Source organism: Candidatus Amarolinea dominans (assembly GCF_016704685.1).
Classification (GTDB): Bacteria; Chloroflexota; Anaerolineae; order SSC4; family Amarolineaceae; genus Amarolinea; species Amarolinea dominans.
In genome coordinates, this window is record NZ_JADIZS010000015.1 from 156,750 (window position 1) to 172,444 (window position 15,695).

Consider the following 15,695-nt stretch of genomic DNA (forward strand, 5'->3'; position numbering starts at 1 on the left):
ATGGCGCCAGACGGTGTGCTGGATGTGCGCGATGTCATGTTCGTCGCCGCGCACCTCGCAGCCCACCCGGCCCCCCTCTACCTGATCTGCGCGGGCATGCCAGGCTTCAACCGGTGGCCGGCGTTGTCCAGGCTGAGCTTGACGGCCAGCACCAGGTTGGCCCGGTCGGCGCTGGTCTGCACGGTCTTGGGGGTAAACTCCGCCTCGGCGGCAATCTCGCTCACGCGGGCGCTGAAAAGCTCGCCGGGATAGGCGTCCACGGTCACGGCGAAAACCTGCCCGATCTGCACCTGACCGAGCTGGCCGGCCGGCACGTAGACCCTGAGACTGACCCGGTCGAGATCAGCCAGGCGCAGGAGCACCGCGCCCGGCACGGCCAGTTCCCCCAGGCGCGCCGCCTGCTCCAAGATAACGCCTGTGCGCGGCGCGGTCAGCGTCAGTCGGGCCAAGCGGCTGCGGATGGTAGTCAGGGCGGTCTCGGCCTGGTTGACTTGCGCCTGGGCCACCTCAACCTCGGTGGCGCGCGGCCCGGCCTGGGTCGCGGTCAGCCGCGCCGCGGCCACCTGTGCGGCGGCCTCGGCCTGCCGATACGCGGCCTGCGCCGCGTTGGCCTGCGCCTGCAGGGCCAGGGGGTTGGCACGCATGGCCTGCAGCAGGGCCAGTTGACGCCGGACGCCGGCCAGCTCGGCCGCGACCGCGGCCTGATTGGCCTGCGCCGCGTCCAATTGCCTGGCCGCGGCTTGCGCACGGGTGCGGTCGTCATCCGTCGCCACGTGACGAAGAGCTTCGTCGCGCTGGATTTCCGCGGTCTTGACGTCTGCCTGCGCCGCGTCCACCTGCTGCACCCACAGCGCGACCTGGCGCCCGGCCGCGGCCACGCGGCTGTTCAGTTCCAACGGCTGCGTGATCACCGCCTGCACTGACCGCCAGACGGTGTACGCGCCGTCACGGCCGGCCTGCGCTTGCGCCAGCTCGGCCTGCGCCACCGCGATGGCTTCGAGCCGCGGCGGCGCAGAGATATGCGCCAGGTTCGCCTGGGCCGTGGCCAGCGCAGCGTCCGCCTGATTCTCTTGCGCCAGCAACCAGGTGCGGTCCAATTCGATCAACGCGGCGCCCTGCGTGACGGTCATACCCTCGGCGGCATGGAGCGCGACGATGCGCCCGCCCAGCTCGCTGGTCAGCGCCAGCACATCCGCCTCGATGGCGCCTGAGCCTTGCACACCCGCGCCGCTGCTTGCGCGCGCGGCCGGCTGGCGGTCAGCCGGCCCCGGGCCGGCGTCGGCGCCAAAGCCCACATCAAAACTTACCTCTGCGCCCATGCCCGGCTTCAGGGCATGGGCCGGGTTGCTGATGCGCAAGCGCACGGCAAAGACCGTTTGCGCACGCTCATTTTGCGTCTGCACATTCTTGGGCGTGAACTCGGCCCGGTCAGCGATCCAGGCCACCTCTGCGCGAAACGGGGCGTCTGGGAACGCATCGGCCCACACGGTGATGGCCTCGTCCAGATGAACCGCGCCCATGCTCGGCTCCGGCACATAGACGACCAGGTCAACCGTGTCGAGATTGCCCAGGCGCAGCAGGGTCACGCCGGGCATGGCGGTCTCACCCACGTGTGTACTCATCTCCAGCACCTGGCCGGCCGCGGGCGCGACCAGCGTGTACTTGGGGCGCAGGGCTGCCAGGGCCGCAGATGCGGCGCGGGCCTGCGCCACCCCGCGTTGGGCCACGTCGCGTTGGGTGGATGATGCGCCGGCCTGCATCTGCACCAGCGCGGCCTGCGCCACCGGCACGGCCGCCGCGGCTTGCCGATAGCCGGCCTCCGCCTGCGCCACCTGGATGGCCGCGCCCTGCGGGTTCTGACGCACGGCCAGGAGACTGGTCAGGGCCTGCTGTGCAAGATCGCGCGCGGCGCCGGCCCGATTGAGATTGGCCCACGCGCTCCAGACATCGGCCGTCGCCAGGTTCCAGTTTATGTCAAGCTGATGTTTGACGGCATCCCCCACGACCGGCGAATCGCCGATCGTGGCTACCTGGCGCTGGCGCACGCTGGCCAGCAGCTCGGCCGCGTCCTTCAGCGCCGTGGCCTGCAAGAGGCGCCCCTCCGCCACCGCCACCTGGCTACGGGCGTTGGCGATCTGCAGATCAAGCTCTTGCGGGTTGGCCTGCAAGGTCAGGGCATCCTGCCAGGCTTGCCAGGCGCCATCCCGCCGCGTCTCCGCCAGCGTCACGGCCGCGGCGGCCACATGCATCTCCTCGGCCCTGGCCCCGGCCTCGATGCGCGCCAGTTGGGCCTGCGCGACGGCCACCGCCGCGTCGGCTTCGGCCAGTTGGGCAGCCAGCAGGGTCGTGTCAATCTCAAGCAGGGGTTGGCCGGCGGACACGGTGTCACCGGCGCCGACCAGCACGCGCGCAATTTCACCGCTGACTTCGCCGGCGACGGCCACGGTGGGGGCCTCGACGAAGCCGGATGCCCGCAGGTCACTCGCCGCCGGTCCGGCCACCGTCAGACCCAACCGGCTCAAGGCGGCTGGGATCAAAGCAGGGTGCTGCCAGGCATACCACGTGCTGCCCAGCAGCACCAGCAGCATGATGCCCAAAGCTGGGCGCAGCAAATGATTTTTCATAATTTCTCCGCGTTTTCGTAACAACTCAGCCTGCCCCCGGCATCGGATGAATCCAACGCCTGATACCCCTGGAAACCCGCGGAAGCGGGTTGCGGGCGGCGTTTCGAACCTGCTTCAGCAGGTTTCCGCCATTTCAGCCGCCGATTTCAATCGTTGGCGACGGATGGCTGAGTAGTTACGCGTTTTCTGCGAAAACGCCTCCGGACCGCATGGCGCCGCAATCCGGCGGATTGCGTTACACGTGCCGCGCACCACCAACGCTGGCAATAAAAACGTCTTCGAGCGAGGGGGGGATGACGGCCAGGGCCAGCACGTGAACGCCGGCGGCGGTCAGCGTCTGCGTCACCACGGCTTGTCGGGCCGCGGCGTCAGGCGTGATCACGTGCAACTGCGCGCCATAGAGCGCCACTTCTTCGAAAATTCCCAGCTTGCGCAGCGCCACCACAGCTGCATCGGGCTGATCGCAGGTGACTTCCAGGACCTGGCTGTGCATCTGCGTCTCTTTGATCTCCTGCGGTGAGCCGCTGGCAACGAGGCGCCCGCGCTGAATGAACGCCAGCGCCTGGCAATTCTCGGCCTCATCCATGTAGTGGGTGGTCACCAAAATGGTCACGCCGGCGGCAGCCTGCTCATACAGCAGGTTCCAGAACGTGCGGCGGGAGAGGGGATCAACACCAGCAGTCGGCTCATCCAGGAAGAGCATCTCCGGCTCGTGCAGCATGGCCGCGCCCAGGGCCAGGCGCTGCTTCCAGCCGCCGGAGAGGTGGCGCGTGAGGGTGCGCTGGCGCCCGACCAGGCCCGCCATCGCCAGAATATCCGCTTTGCGCTGCCGCAGCCGCGCCCCGCGCACGCCGTAGACGCCGGCGTAGAAGTTCAGATTCTCGTCCACCGTCAGGTCGTTGTACAGGCTGAATTTCTGGCTCATGTAACCGATGCGCTGGCGCAGGGTTTCGGCCTGACGCTGCACGTCAAGCCCCAACACCGTGGCGCTGCCTGCGCTGGGGCGCAGCAGACCGAGCAGCATACGGATGGTGGTGGTCTTACCCGCTCCGTTGGGGCCTAGAAAGCCAAAAATCTGCCCGCGTGGCACCTCGAACGAGATGTCGTCCACCGCCACAAAATCGCCAAAACGTTTGCTCAGTTGATCCACCTTCACCGCGATCATGCTGTTCCCTCGCCAAGTCCCTGCTGCCGCCGGATCAGCCAGATGAAGGCTTGCTCCATGCGGGCGGTGGTGGTGCGCAAGCCGGCCGGCTCGATGCCGTGACTGCGCAGGGCCTGAGCCACCAGGGGCATGCCACGCGCCGCATCTTCCACGATGATGTGCAGCAGGTTGCCGTAGGTTTGCACCTCGATGACGCCGGGCAGGCTATGCACCAGCGCCTCGGCGCGGCGGATCAGGTTGACGCCCTGGCCGGCGCCCTGCGGGCAGACCTCGATGATCTCACCGGTCACCAGGCGCTTGATCTCGGCGGGTGTGCCGCTGACCACCAGGCGTCCTTCGTACATCAGGCCGATGGCGGAGCAGCGTTCAGCTTCATCCATGTAGGGCGTGCTGATCACCATCGTCACCCCTTGCAGGTGCAACTGGGACAGAATATCCCAAAACTCGCGCCGCGCTAGCGGATCCACCCCGGTCGTCGGTTCGTCGAGCAAAAGAATGTCGGGCTGATGGATGAGCGAGCAAGCCAGGGCCAGCTTCTTCTTCATGCCTCCGGAAAGCTGACTGGCACGGCGCTGCGTAAATTCGGTCAGGCGGGCGAAGTGGAGCAGGCGCTCGATGCGCTCACGGCGCACGCGGCCACGCACGCCGCAAATGTCGGCGAAGAAATCGAGGTTCTCCTGTACGCTCAGGTCGCCATACAGGCGAAATTCCTGCGCCATGTAGCCGATACGCTCCTTGATCGGCTGCGCCGCGGTCATGGTATCGAAACCGGCCACTGTGACCCAACCGGTCGTCGGCGCCAGGATGGTTGCCAGCATGCGCAGCGTGGTCGTTTTGCCGGCGCCATCTGGCCCCACCAGCCCAAACACCGCCGCGCGCGCGATGGTCAAATCGAGACCGGTCACCGCGGCGATGGAGCCGAAGGCACGGCCAAGATTTTTGGCGACGATCAGGGGGCCAGCGACTGCGACAGCGGGCATCGTCTACTCCAGGCGTTTGCGAAAACGAACGGTGGCGAGGGCCAGGATGCCGACGCTGAACAGGCCCAGGATGATGACCTCACGCCAGAGCATGTCCAGCCCGACGCCTTTGAGGACCACCGACCGAATGATGGTCAGCAGGTAGCGCAGGGGCACGAACTGGCTGACGAACTCCAGGGGCGCGGGCATGGCTTCCAGGGGAAAGATGTAGCCGGCCAAAAAAATGGAGGGCAGGAAGAAGAAGTAGGTTAACATCATGGCTTCTTGCTGAGTGTGCGCAATCGTTGAGATCAGCAGGCCCAGGGCCAGGGACGAGATCATGGCGAAAGCGATCAGGAACAGCAGTAGGGTCACGCTGCCGTGAATGGGCACCTGGAACCAGAGGACGGCCAGGACCAGAACCGCACAGGTGTTGATGAAGACGATCAAGGCGTAGGGTGTCACCTTGCCCAGGATCATCTCGGCCGGGCGCACGGGGGTGACGATCAACTGCTCCATGGTGCCTTGCTCGCGCTCGCGCACGATGGCGAGGGCCGTGGTCATCATGGAGAGCATCTGCAGGATGATGCCGACCAGGCCGGGCACCATGTAATTGGCGCTGCGCATCTCCGGGTTGTACCAGACACGCGGGCGCACATCAACGCCAGGCTGCTCTTGGCGGTCACTGTCCAGTAGTTCTGTCAACACCTGAAGCGAGAATGCCTGACCCACGCTCTGTGCGGAGGCAAAAGCGGTGTTGGCAATGGCCGGGTCCGAGCCATCAATGATAAACTCGATGGCCGGCCGCTCGCGCCTGGTTAGGGCTGTGCCGAAGCCGGGAGGAATGACGATGCCGGTGCGCACTTCGCCGCGGTCAATCAGGCGCCCCAGGGCCTGACGATCGGCCGGATAGATGACAATGTCGAAGTAGTTGGAGGCCTGGTAAGTGGCAATCAGGTCGCGGCTCTGCGCGGATCGGTCGAGATCGAGGACGGCCGTCGCCAGGTGCTCGACGTTGGTGTTGGCCGCATAGCCCAGCAGGATCAGTTGCACGATGGGAATGGCAAACAGCGTGGTCAACGTGCGCCGATCCCGAAACATGTGGCGAAACTCCTTGCGCATCAGCGCCAGAGTACGAAATACCACTGCCGTCTTTCTCCGATTTACACGATGCGTTAATTACTGAACATCCGCGCTGGCCGGGCCGGCCGCCAGTTTGATGCCGCGCACGACGGTGTCAAGGAAAATGGAGCGCAGCGGTTTGATGGCCAGGGCCGCTTTATACGGCGGTGATTTCTCCAGGACCTGGATGATGCGACCGACGGCCTGATAGCCCAGCCCTTCTGTGTTGTCCAGAATCAAGTCGGCGAGCTTGCCGCGCTCGATGGCCATGGCCACCATGCGATCGAAGGTGGACTCCGGCGTGAAGACGCGGCGCGGCCGTGGGTTCATGGAGAGCGCGCCGTGGCGGCAGGCGCTGTAGCAGACGCCGCAGCCCAGGCAGAGATCGGCATTACGGACGGCCCAGCGCTTGCGCCGGTTGGTCAACTGCTGCTCCTCGATGGTGATGGCGTTGACCGGGCAGACTTTGGCGCAGCGGCCGCAGCCGTTGCAGTGGCTGAGATCAATGTCGCTGATCCAGTTCGAGGTGACGATGGCGCCGCGCAGGTCGAAGCGGCGAATGGCGTTCATCATGCCGCAGCAGTCACCGCAGCAGTTGCAGATGTAGCCGACGTTGCGCTGCACATTGTCGGCCGTCTGCGCCAGTCCATTGACTTTTGCCAGCTCCAGGATGTCCATGGCCTCGCTATTGGTGATACGCTCGGCCACGCCGTTGCGCACGAGCGTTTTGGCGCCGTAGTTGAACGACAGGCAGGTGCGCTGCGGCCGGCCGCAGTCTTCGTTCAGGTGGCTGGCATGATGCCGGCAGGCGCACAGGGAGACGGCGGCATCGGTCGCCGTTTTGACAATCGTGCTGGCCCGCTCCCAGTCCAGAATTTCGACGTGCTGACCGCTGACGTCAGCCGGCAGCGCCTCTTCACGCACCAGCGAGCGTCCGATCTGGGTTTCGTGCTGAAAGATCGCGCGTGCGAAGCGATCATCCTCTTTGAAGTAGGCATCGAACAGGCGCGCCAGTTCGGGCAGCGGGGCGTCCGGGCGCAGGCGCATGAAGGTGAATTCGAAGAAGCCAATGACAACCGGCGCCAGCGAGAAGTAACGTTGGCCGTGGCGTTCGATGTCAATGACGCAGCCGCGCTCCGCCATGCCGCTCAGGATGTCGAGCAACTCGGCTTCGGGTAGATGCAGCTTGCGGGAAAGGTCCGTCAGCCCGGTGAAGTTGGTCGGCAGTTGACGGGCGATCTCGGCATCGGTCGGGGAGAAGAGGAGCTTGAGGATTTGCATGAAAGCCGGTGTTTCCGGCGCGCCGGTGACATTGCGATCCAGGCGCTGCTGCAGCAGGTGGTAGGATCGGTCGGGATTGACGATGTGACCCATGACATTCTCCTTCGAAGCGCAATCCATACGAACGGCCTCACCTCAACCCCCGGCCGCTTGCGTCGTGGGCGCTGCAATCCGGAGAATTGCGGTACAAGGCTATTTTTAGGTCAGAAACGACCTGAAATCGGGCTGCCAGCCACTGGGCACATAGTCGCCAGAAGTCTGATCTTGCACGTAATGACCCTTGTAGTCGCCGCGGGCGATTTTGCTCAGCGCTTCCACCAGGTAATCCACTTCGGCCAGGGTGTTGTACAGGCCAAAACTGATGCGCACCAGTCCCGGCATATGGGCGCGGTCATGGGCCAGCATCTCATCGCGCACCTGCTGCGTCTGCGCCGCGTCGAGGCCCAGGAGGTGCAGGATGTACGGATGCGCACAGAAACAGCCGTTGCGCACACCAATGCCGAATTCGTGGCCCAGGATGGAAGCTACCAGAAAATGCTGTACGTGGCGCACGTTGAACGGAATGACGCCCAGGCGCGTGGCTGCGCGTGCAGGGTCAGTGTCGCCGATGATTTCGAGGCCCTCAACCTGGGACAAGCGACGCAAGGCATAGGTCGTCAACTCGGCCTCGTGGCCGGCCACGTTGTCCATGCCCACCGTTTGCAGTTGCTCGATAGCTGTCGCCAGCGCCACCGCGCCCACGACGTTGGGGCTGCCGGCTTCGTCCCGCTCCGGCGGATCGCTCCACCAGACGCCATCCTCGGTGACGATCTCCACCGTGCCGCCGCCGCGCACATCGGGAGCACCCTGGGCAAAGGTGTCACGCCGGCCGATCAGGGCGCCGGTGCCGAAGGGCGCATAGAGCTTGTGCGCGGACAGGGCCACGTAGTCGAAATGACCGGGGTCGTCCAGGCTGCCCATGGTAATCGGACGGTGCGGCGCCAGTTGCGCGATGTCGAGCAAAAACTGCGCGCCCGCGGCATGGGCTTGCGCGGCCAGGCGCGGCGCCGGATTGATGATGCCGGTCACGTTGCTGCCGCCGGTGATGGCCACCAGCGCCACTCGCCCGGCATACTGCGCCAGCTTGCGCTCATAATCGGCCTCATCCAGGCTGCCATCTGGCTTGATGGCGACATGGACGACGTTGGCCACGGCCCGATAGGGCAGATCGTTGGAGTGATGCTCCATCATGGAGACCAGGATGGTGTCACGTCCCGGTGCAAATGGCAGACGCCGCGCCAGCTTGTTCAGCGCCTCGGTGGCATTCTTGCCAAAGATGCAGACGTGGGTGTGAGGGTCCGCGCCAACAAAGCGCAGCGTCGCCCGGCGAGCATCCTCGTAGGCGAACGTTGCCAGTTGGCTCTTGAAGCCGCTGCCGCGGTGGACAGAGGAATACCACGGCAAGAAACGATTGACCGCAGCCGTGACCGCCCGCAGCGGCGGCGTGGAAGCCGCGTTGTCGAAATTGACATAGGTACGCGTGCTGCCGTCCAGCAGGGGCACTTGTTGTTCTACATCGAACAGCCGGCGCCAGTCATGGCTCTGACCGGTCGCGGCATCTGTGACCGCCATGGTTCACAACCTTTCCGGGCAATGCTGAACGATGAAAGCTGAATGAGGAATGTTGCACCCCCGGCGTTTTCGCAGAAAGCGCCAAGCATTCAGCTCTGAGCATTCAGCATTCAGCATTCCTCACTCTTCTGCTTCCTCGTCGCCCTCTTCCAGCCACTCCAGGGTGATCGGCTGACCCCAGGCGATGTCTTCGTAGCTCACTTCGGCGGCTTCGTCAACCAGGTCCTCATCGCCGTAGTAATTGATGTCGTCGTTGCTATCCACGTAGACCAGGACACTTGGCTTATCTTGTGCGAGGATCCAGTCATTTTCTTCGACCGCGTCCCACAGTTCCTCTTCGCCGAAATCTTCGACGTCATCCATCTCCACGGCCACGAGTATGAATTTCTCGTACACCGCCACACCATGACTTGTCGTAAACATCTTTCCCCCTTTTGCTTCGAGATTTGCAATTCCTATCTAATGCTTGAAATGCCTCACCCCGGTGAAGCACATCGCCAGCCCCAGGCGGTCCGCCGCGGCGATCGTCTCCGCGTCGCGCATGGAGCCGCCGGGTTGAACCACGGCAGTGCAACCGGCCGCGGCCGCGGCCTCCACGCCATCGGGGAACGGGAAGAAGGCGTCTGATCCGACCACCGCGCCTTTGGCCCGCTCTCCGGCCTTTTGGCTAGCCAGGCGCACCGAGTCCACGCGGCTCATCTGCCCGGCTCCCACCCCCACCACCTCGTTGGCCGTGGTGAAGACGATGGCGTTCGACTTGACGTGTTTACTCACGCGCCAGGCGAAGTCCAGCGCGGTCATTTCGTCTGCCGTCGGCTGGCGCTGCGTCACCACCTGCCAGGTGTTTGCCGGCTCGATCGTGTCATCAGGCGTCTGCACCAGCAGCCCACCATGAACGGTGCGCATGGCGTAGGGCAGGACCGCCTCCGGTTTGACCTCCAGCACGCGCAGGTTCTTCTTGCGCTTGAGCGCCTTCAGCGCCTCTGGTTCGTACGCCGGCGCAGCCAGCACTTCGACGAACAGTGCGCCGATAGCTGCGACGGTTGCCAGGTCCAGCGGGCGATTGACGGCAATCACGCTGCCAAACGCGCTGACCGGATCGGCCGCCAGGGCCAACTGAAACGCCTCGACCAGGCTGTCGGCGCTGGCCAGGCCGCAGGGGTTGGTGTGCTTGATGATGGCCACCGTCGGCCGGGAAAACTCTTGCGCCATGCCCCAGGCAGCGTCAAGGTCCACGTAATTATTATAACTCATTTCCTTCTCACCGCTTAGTTGGGACAGGGCACGCGCGGCATCGGGCCAGCGGTAGAAGCCGGCGCGCTGATGGGGATTTTCGCCGTAGCGCAACACCTGCGCCAGCTCGGCGCTCAGCGTCAGCACGGCCGGGAAAGTATCGGCGCCCTCGACCTGGCGACCCAACCAGGTGGCAATCGCGGCATCGTACGCGGCCGTGTGGCGGAAGGCCTTCAGCGCCAGGTGACGCCGCGTCTCGGCCGGCACGGCCTCGCCCTTCTCCACATGCAGCGCCACGGTCAGATAGTCCTGCGGATCGCACAACACCGTGACCGACTCGAAGTTCTTGGCCGCGGCCCGCAGCAGGGTGACGCCGCCGATGTCAATCTCCTCGATGGCCTCGGCCTCGGTCACGTCGGCGCGGGCCACTGTGCGGGTGAACGGGTACAAATTACACACCACCAGGTCGAACGGCTGCATCCCCTGCTTGCGCAGATCGGCCAGGTGCTGCGGCGTGCGGCGGGCGAGGATGCCGCCGTGAATAGCAGGGTGCAGGGTCTTGACGCGGCCGCCCAGCATTTCAGGAAAATGTGTGACCTCTTCAACCGGGGTGCAGGGCAGATCGGCCTGCGTCAAGGCGCGCGCGGTGCCGCCGCTGGCCACAAGCTCAACCCCTTGCGCGACCAGAATGCGCGCCAGGTCGAGTAGCCCTGACTTGTCGTACACGCTCAGTAGAGCACGTTGAATCGTCATGAATAAAAGTCTCTCCTTTGGGGGCGAGTTGCCAGCCAGCGCTGAACGGCGCGCACCAGCAGGGTGTGTTCGTGGGCGTGCAGCCGTTTGGCGAAATCATGGAACTGGTCACGGGGATCAAAGGGCACAACGACAAAATCAAGCACGGGACCGGCGTCTACCTCCGGTACGACGCCATGCACCATCGCGCCGCTGACTTCGATTTCGCCGGCCTGGTAGGCCGCGAACGCGCGCTCGATGGCGTGCGTGCCCGGAAACTGACCGGGTAGAGCCGGGTGCAGATTGATGAGACAATCGGCGAAGGGGGTGATGAAAATCGGCGTCAAGACCTGCATCCAGCCCGCGCACACGATCAGGTCGGGCTGAAAACAACTGATCAGCGCCGCCAGGTCGCGATCATAGGTTTCACGCGGCAGACCCTGATCGCTGTACGGTTTGAGCGGGAAGTAGAGGGTGGGCACGCTGGCCTGCTGCGCCCGCACCAGCCCGTACGCGTCACGTCGGTTGGAAACCACGGCCGCCACCCGCGCCGGCAAACGACCGTCCTGACAGGCGTCGAGCAGGGCCTGCAGATTGCTGCCGCTGCCTGAAATCAGAACGACCAGGCGGGCCAGGGACACTGTTTCAGACATGGCTTCCCCTCACAACAAGCCGCCGAATGAATTCGGGATGCAAGGCGTGCCGCCGCCATGTCGGCCTGCGCCGGCCGGCATCGCGTCCACGCAGGTGGGCGCCCGGCGGAACGCCCACCAGGCGCGATTTCAATCGCTCTCAAGCGATGATGACACGCGGCCCGGCGCCCGACCAGGGCATCACACGGCCGATAATGTAGGCATCCGCGCCCAGGACCTGGCGCACGGCAGCAACGGCGTCTGGCGCGACCACGATGACCATGCCAACGCCCATGTTGAAGGTGCGGAACATGTCGTCATCCGGCACCTCACCCAAACGGCGGATCAGCTCAAAGATGGGCGGCGCGGGCCAGGCGCCAGCTTCGATCCCTGCGCCCAGGCCAGCGGGCAGGCTGCGCGGCACATTGTCCAGCAACCCGCCGCCGGTGATGTGCGCCATCGCTTCGATGACCACCCCGGCCGCCCAAAGTCGCTCCACCTCCGGCAGGTAGCAGCGATGGACGGCCAGCAGCGCATCGCCGATGCTGCGCCCGGCGCCCAACTCCGGATGCGGCGCGGCCCAATCCAAGCCGGCAAGCACGCGCCGCGCCAACGAAAAGCCGTTGGTATGCAAGCCATTGCTGGGCAGGCCCATCAGCACGTCGCCCACCTGCACGTCGCGGCCATCCACGATGCGGCTGCGCTCGACCACACCGACGATCGTGCCGGCGACATCGAACTCGCCTGCCTGGTAAACGCCGGGCATCTCGGCCGTTTCGCCGCCCAGCAGCACGCAGCCCACGGCCCGGCACGCGTCCGCCATCCCGGTGACTACGGCCGCCACTTCTGCCGGCGCCAGCCGGCTGGCCGCGATGTAATCGAGAAAAAAGAGCGGCCGGCCGCCCTGCACCAGAATGTCGTTGACACAATGATTGACCAGGTCCGCGCCGATGGTGTCAAAACGCTGCATCTGCGCGGCCACCTTGACCTTGGTGCCCACCCCATCGGTAGAGGCCACCAACACCGGCGCGGTCATCGTCTGCAGCGCCGCCGCGTCGAACAACCCGCCGAACGCACCGATGCCGGCCAACACAGCCGGGGTATACGTGGCCTGCACGGCCGCCCTCATCAGCGCCACCGCCCGATTGCCCGCCTCGATGTCAACCCCCGCCTCGCGATACGTCGTCATCTCATTCCTGCCTCAGCCAAAGAGAGATCAGGGATCAGAGACCAGAGACCGGGTGTGTGGAAGGCGGAAGTTTCCCGGTCCTGAGTCTCCAATCTCCGATCTCCAATCTCCGATCTCCGCTCTCCAATCTCCACCCTTTGCCACGAATGACGCCCATTGACACAGGGACAATTCGTGAGAATTCGTGTAATTCGTGGCAAAAAACTCCTTGCGCTCTCCGATCTCCGATCTCCCTCAACTCCCAATATCTCTCCTAAAATGCATTCCCTCGAAATGAATCTGCTCCATCCCGCCATAGGCGCGACGCCGGGCTTCATCAAAGTCCGCGCCGGCGCCGGTGACGGCCAGCACGCGGCCGCCGTGGGTTAGCAGGCGTTCGCCCTCGCGCCGGGCGCCGGCCTGAAAGACCTGTACGCCCGGCAGGGCGTTGGCCGCTTCCACGCCGGTGATGGGATCGCCCTGCGGATACGCGCCAGGATAGCCGGCCGCGGCCGCGACGACGGTGACGGCTGCGCCCGCCTTCCAGCGCAGCTTGCACGCGGCCAGGCGCCCGTCCAGGCAGGCGTCGAAGACATCCAGCAGGTCGTTTGCGAGCAGGGGCAGAATGACCTGGGTTTCGGGGTCGCCGAAGCGCACGTTGAACTCCAGCACGCGCAGGCCAGCCGGCGTGAGCATCAGCCCGGCGTAGAGCACGCCCACAAACGGAGTGCCCTGGGCCGCCAGTCCATCCAGCGCGGGCTGCAGCACGGTGCGCACGGTTTGATCTACCAGGGCTGCGGTCAGGCGGGGCGCGGGTGCGAAAGCGCCCATGCCGCCGGTGTTCGGTCCGCGGTCGCCATCGGCCACGCGCTTGTGATCCTGCGCCGGCAGCATCGGCGCCACCGTCGTGCCATCACAAAAGGCCAACAGCGACACCTCCGGGCCAACCAGGCGCTCCTCGATCACAATCAGGTCGCCGGCCTCGCCGAACACGCGGGCGCGCAGCATATCGAACACCGCCTGCTCCGCGTGCAGCATGTCATCGCAGACGATGACCCCCTTGCCCGCGGCCAGACCGCTGGCCTTCACCACCAACGGTCGCTCGGCCTGGCGCACATACTCAAGCGCAGCCTCGTAGTCATCGAAAATGGCATAACCGGCCGTGGGGATGCCCGTTTCCCACATGAAGTCCTTGGCAAAGGCTTTGGAGCTTTCCAATTGCGCGGCGGCTTGGGTGGGGCCAAAGATGCGCAGTCCCGCGGCCTGAAAGAGGTCCACGATGCCGGCCGCCAGGGGCGCCTCAGGGCCAACGACGGTCAAATCCACCGCGTGGCTCTGCGCGAACGCCAGCAGCGCAGGGCCATCCGCGGCGTCGAGCGCCACATTCTGAATGACGCCAACGCCGGCCGTGCCCCCATTACCCGGCGCCACCCATATTTGCCCCACCTGCGCTGACTGCGCCAGCTTCCAGGCCAGCGCATGTTCGCGACCACCAGAGCCGACAATCAGGATCGTGCGCTTGGTGGCGTCATCCATAGACTGACTCCGTCTTGCTCGATGTTGCGCGTCAGCAGAAGCCCCTGGCTACGCATTTTGGCATAGATCGCGGCTTCTTTGATGATCGGTGATATTACGACGTTATACTCCAATTCGACATCACACGCGATATCAACGATCTCGTTCCAGTAGCGCCGATACTCACCGCTGCGCATCGAAACAACGACCAAAACATCAAGGTCGGATTCGCTGTTGAAATCGCCTCGCGCCTTCGAACCGAAGAGCACCACACGCTCCAAGTCGCCGCCGTAACGCTGGTGCAGGCGTCTAACCAGCGCACCTAGTGCAGCGCGTTCGTGTCGTGCAAGGTGTGTCTTTTTGGCTGACATCTGACATCTCCGCTTGCCAATCCTGAGCATGATACCTGAAATGATTATACGCCACAGCACGTCAAACAACAACTTGCCCGTTGCGCTTGGCCCACCATTCCTCCAGGCGCACGGGGTACTGACCGGTGAAGCAGGCGCGGCAAAAGCCGGCCTGTGAGGTCTGGCCTGCGTGAATCGCGGCCATCATGCCGTCGTGCGACAGATAGGCCAGGCTGTCTGCGCCGATGATCTCGCAAATCTCGGCGACAGTTTTGGAAGCGCCGATGAGCTGCTCGCGCGTCGCCATGTCAATGCCCATGAAGCACGGATGCTGCACCGGCGGTGACGACACCCGCACGTGTACCTCGGCCGCGCCGGCCTGGCGCAGGAGTTGCACCAGCGGCCCGGCGGTGTTGCCGCGCACGATCGAATCATCCACCATGACGACGCGCTTGCCAGCCAGATTGGCCGGCAGCGGGTTGTACTTCAACGCAATGCCGGCCTTGCGCAGACGGTCATCGGGCTGGATGAAGGTGCGTCCGATGTAACGATTCTTGGTGAAACCTTCGCTGAACGGGATGCCCAACGCCTGCGCATAGCCAATCGCGGCCGGCGTGGAGGAATCAGGCACACCAACCACCACATCGGCGTCAGCGACCGGCGCCTCGCGGGCCAGTTCGCGGCCCAACTGCTGGCGCACCTGGTGGACCGTCTGGTTGTCAATCGTCGAATCAGGGCGGGCGAAGTAGACCAGCTCGAAGATGCAGAACGCGCGTGGCTCCGGCCGGCGGCCCTGGGTGGATGTCATCCCCTGGCGGTCCAGGCGCACGATCTCGCCCGGCTCCACATCGCGCACATACGCCGCGCCGATGGTCGCCAGCGCGCACGATTCAGAGGCCGCGATCCAGCCGGCGCCATGACCGTTCAGGTCGAGGCGTCCCAGGCACAGCGGCCGCAACCCCCACGGGTCGCGCACCGCGAAGACTGCGTCGCGGGTCAGAATGGTGAGGGAATAGGCGCCTTCCGCGCGCTGCATGAACGCGGAGATGCGATCCTCCCACGTGCCGGCCGGCATGAGGCGAGCGAATGGACTGCCGGCGCCGGAGGGGGTGGCCGCGGCCAGCAGTTGGGTGATGACCTCGCTGTCGCTGCTGGAGGTCAGGCCGACCCCGCGTTCCAGCATGTCGCGGCGCAGGGTCAGCGCATTGGTCAAATTGCCGTTGTGCGCCACGCCGAGCGGCCCGTGGATGGTTTCGATCAGGTAGGGTTGGGCATTGCGCAGAAACGAGCCGCCGGTGGTGGA

13 protein-coding genes are annotated in these 15,695 nt (G+C 65.0%); all 13 read right to left on the bottom strand.

From position 1 onward, the window contains the following. Positions 1-77: 77 nt before the first annotated feature. Complete coding sequence (locus IPF85_RS11595; protein WP_343408242.1) at positions 78-2,624, bottom strand: efflux RND transporter periplasmic adaptor subunit; 2,547 nt, start codon at positions 2,622-2,624, stop codon at positions 78-80. A gap of 235 nt (positions 2,625-2,859) precedes the next feature. Further along, positions 2,860-3,789 (bottom strand): ABC transporter ATP-binding protein, encoded by a 930-nt coding sequence (locus tag IPF85_RS11600; protein WP_343408243.1) that lies wholly within the window; start codon positions 3,787-3,789, stop codon positions 2,860-2,862. Beyond that, positions 3,786-4,769 (bottom strand): ABC transporter ATP-binding protein, encoded by a 984-nt coding sequence (locus IPF85_RS11605; protein WP_343408244.1) that lies wholly within the window; start codon positions 4,767-4,769, stop codon positions 3,786-3,788. Before IPF85_RS11605 ends, IPF85_RS11600 begins: the two co-directional genes overlap by 4 nt. A gap of 3 nt (positions 4,770-4,772) precedes the next feature. Continuing rightward, positions 4,773-5,894: an ABC transporter permease gene (locus IPF85_RS11610; protein WP_343408245.1), complete on the bottom strand. Its 1,122-nt coding sequence runs from the start codon at positions 5,892-5,894 to the stop codon at positions 4,773-4,775. A 33-nt stretch (positions 5,895-5,927) separates the two neighbouring features. Further along, on the bottom strand, positions 5,928-7,244 hold the full coding sequence (locus IPF85_RS11615; protein ID WP_343408246.1) for a 4Fe-4S binding protein: 1,317 nt from the start codon (positions 7,242-7,244) through the stop codon (positions 5,928-5,930). 105 nt (positions 7,245-7,349) lie between these two features. Then, positions 7,350-8,762, bottom strand: coding sequence for an aminotransferase class V-fold PLP-dependent enzyme (locus IPF85_RS11620; RefSeq protein ID WP_343408247.1), 1,413 nt, complete (start codon positions 8,760-8,762; stop codon positions 7,350-7,352). 120 nt (positions 8,763-8,882) lie between these two features. Continuing rightward, positions 8,883-9,185 carry a hypothetical protein gene (locus IPF85_RS11625; RefSeq protein WP_343408248.1) on the bottom strand — a complete coding sequence of 101 codons (303 nt, stop codon included), beginning with the start codon at positions 9,183-9,185 and terminating at the stop codon, positions 8,883-8,885. 36 nt (positions 9,186-9,221) lie between these two features. Then, the gene (purH, locus tag IPF85_RS11630; RefSeq protein ID WP_343408249.1) at positions 9,222-10,748 is read right to left on the bottom strand and encodes a bifunctional phosphoribosylaminoimidazolecarboxamide formyltransferase/IMP cyclohydrolase; all 1,527 of its coding nucleotides are present in this window, start codon (positions 10,746-10,748) and stop codon (positions 9,222-9,224) included. Then, positions 10,745-11,380: a phosphoribosylglycinamide formyltransferase gene (gene purN, locus IPF85_RS11635; RefSeq protein WP_343408250.1), complete on the bottom strand. Its 636-nt coding sequence runs from the start codon at positions 11,378-11,380 to the stop codon at positions 10,745-10,747. Before purN ends, purH begins: the two co-directional genes overlap by 4 nt. Before the next feature lie 139 nt (positions 11,381-11,519). Further along, positions 11,520-12,548 carry a phosphoribosylformylglycinamidine cyclo-ligase gene (gene purM / locus IPF85_RS11640; RefSeq protein WP_343408251.1) on the bottom strand — a complete coding sequence of 343 codons (1,029 nt, stop codon included), beginning with the start codon at positions 12,546-12,548 and terminating at the stop codon, positions 11,520-11,522. Between the two features lie 234 nt (positions 12,549-12,782). Further along, on the bottom strand, positions 12,783-14,063 hold the full coding sequence (gene purD / locus IPF85_RS11645; protein WP_343408252.1) for a phosphoribosylamine--glycine ligase: 1,281 nt from the start codon (positions 14,061-14,063) through the stop codon (positions 12,783-12,785). Next, positions 14,033-14,413 carry a nucleotidyltransferase domain-containing protein gene (locus IPF85_RS11650; RefSeq protein WP_343408253.1) on the bottom strand — a complete coding sequence of 127 codons (381 nt, stop codon included), beginning with the start codon at positions 14,411-14,413 and terminating at the stop codon, positions 14,033-14,035. Before IPF85_RS11650 ends, purD begins: the two co-directional genes overlap by 31 nt. 61 nt (positions 14,414-14,474) lie before the next feature. Beyond that, positions 14,475-15,695, bottom strand: a 1,221-nt coding sequence (gene purF / locus IPF85_RS11655; protein ID WP_343408254.1) for an amidophosphoribosyltransferase, incomplete at its 5' end; no start/stop codon positions are given.

Excerpts from the sequence above, each read along its gene's own strand:
- IPF85_RS11595 (WP_343408242.1), bottom strand. The coding sequence starts at position 2,624 with ATGAAAAATCATTTGCTGCGCCCAGCTTTGGGCATCATGCTGCTGGTG.
- IPF85_RS11600 (WP_343408243.1), bottom strand. The coding sequence starts at position 3,789 with ATGATCGCGGTGAAGGTGGATCAACTGAGCAAACGTTTTGGCGATTTT.
- IPF85_RS11605 (WP_343408244.1), bottom strand. The coding sequence starts at position 4,769 with ATGCCCGCTGTCGCAGTCGCTGGCCCCCTGATCGTCGCCAAAAATCTT.
- IPF85_RS11615 (WP_343408246.1), bottom strand. The coding sequence starts at position 7,244 with ATGGGTCACATCGTCAATCCCGACCGATCCTACCACCTGCTGCAGCAG.
- IPF85_RS11620 (WP_343408247.1), bottom strand. The coding sequence starts at position 8,762 with ATGGCGGTCACAGATGCCGCGACCGGTCAGAGCCATGACTGGCGCCGG.
- IPF85_RS11625 (WP_343408248.1), bottom strand. The coding sequence starts at position 9,185 with ATGTTTACGACAAGTCATGGTGTGGCGGTGTACGAGAAATTCATACTC.
- purH (WP_343408249.1), bottom strand. The coding sequence starts at position 10,748 with ATGACGATTCAACGTGCTCTACTGAGCGTGTACGACAAGTCAGGGCTA.
- purN (WP_343408250.1), bottom strand. The coding sequence starts at position 11,380 with ATGTCTGAAACAGTGTCCCTGGCCCGCCTGGTCGTTCTGATTTCAGGC.
- purM (WP_343408251.1), bottom strand. The coding sequence starts at position 12,548 with ATGACGACGTATCGCGAGGCGGGGGTTGACATCGAGGCGGGCAATCGG.
- purD (WP_343408252.1), bottom strand. The coding sequence starts at position 14,063 with ATGGATGACGCCACCAAGCGCACGATCCTGATTGTCGGCTCTGGTGGT.
- IPF85_RS11650 (WP_343408253.1), bottom strand. The coding sequence starts at position 14,413 with ATGTCAGCCAAAAAGACACACCTTGCACGACACGAACGCGCTGCACTA.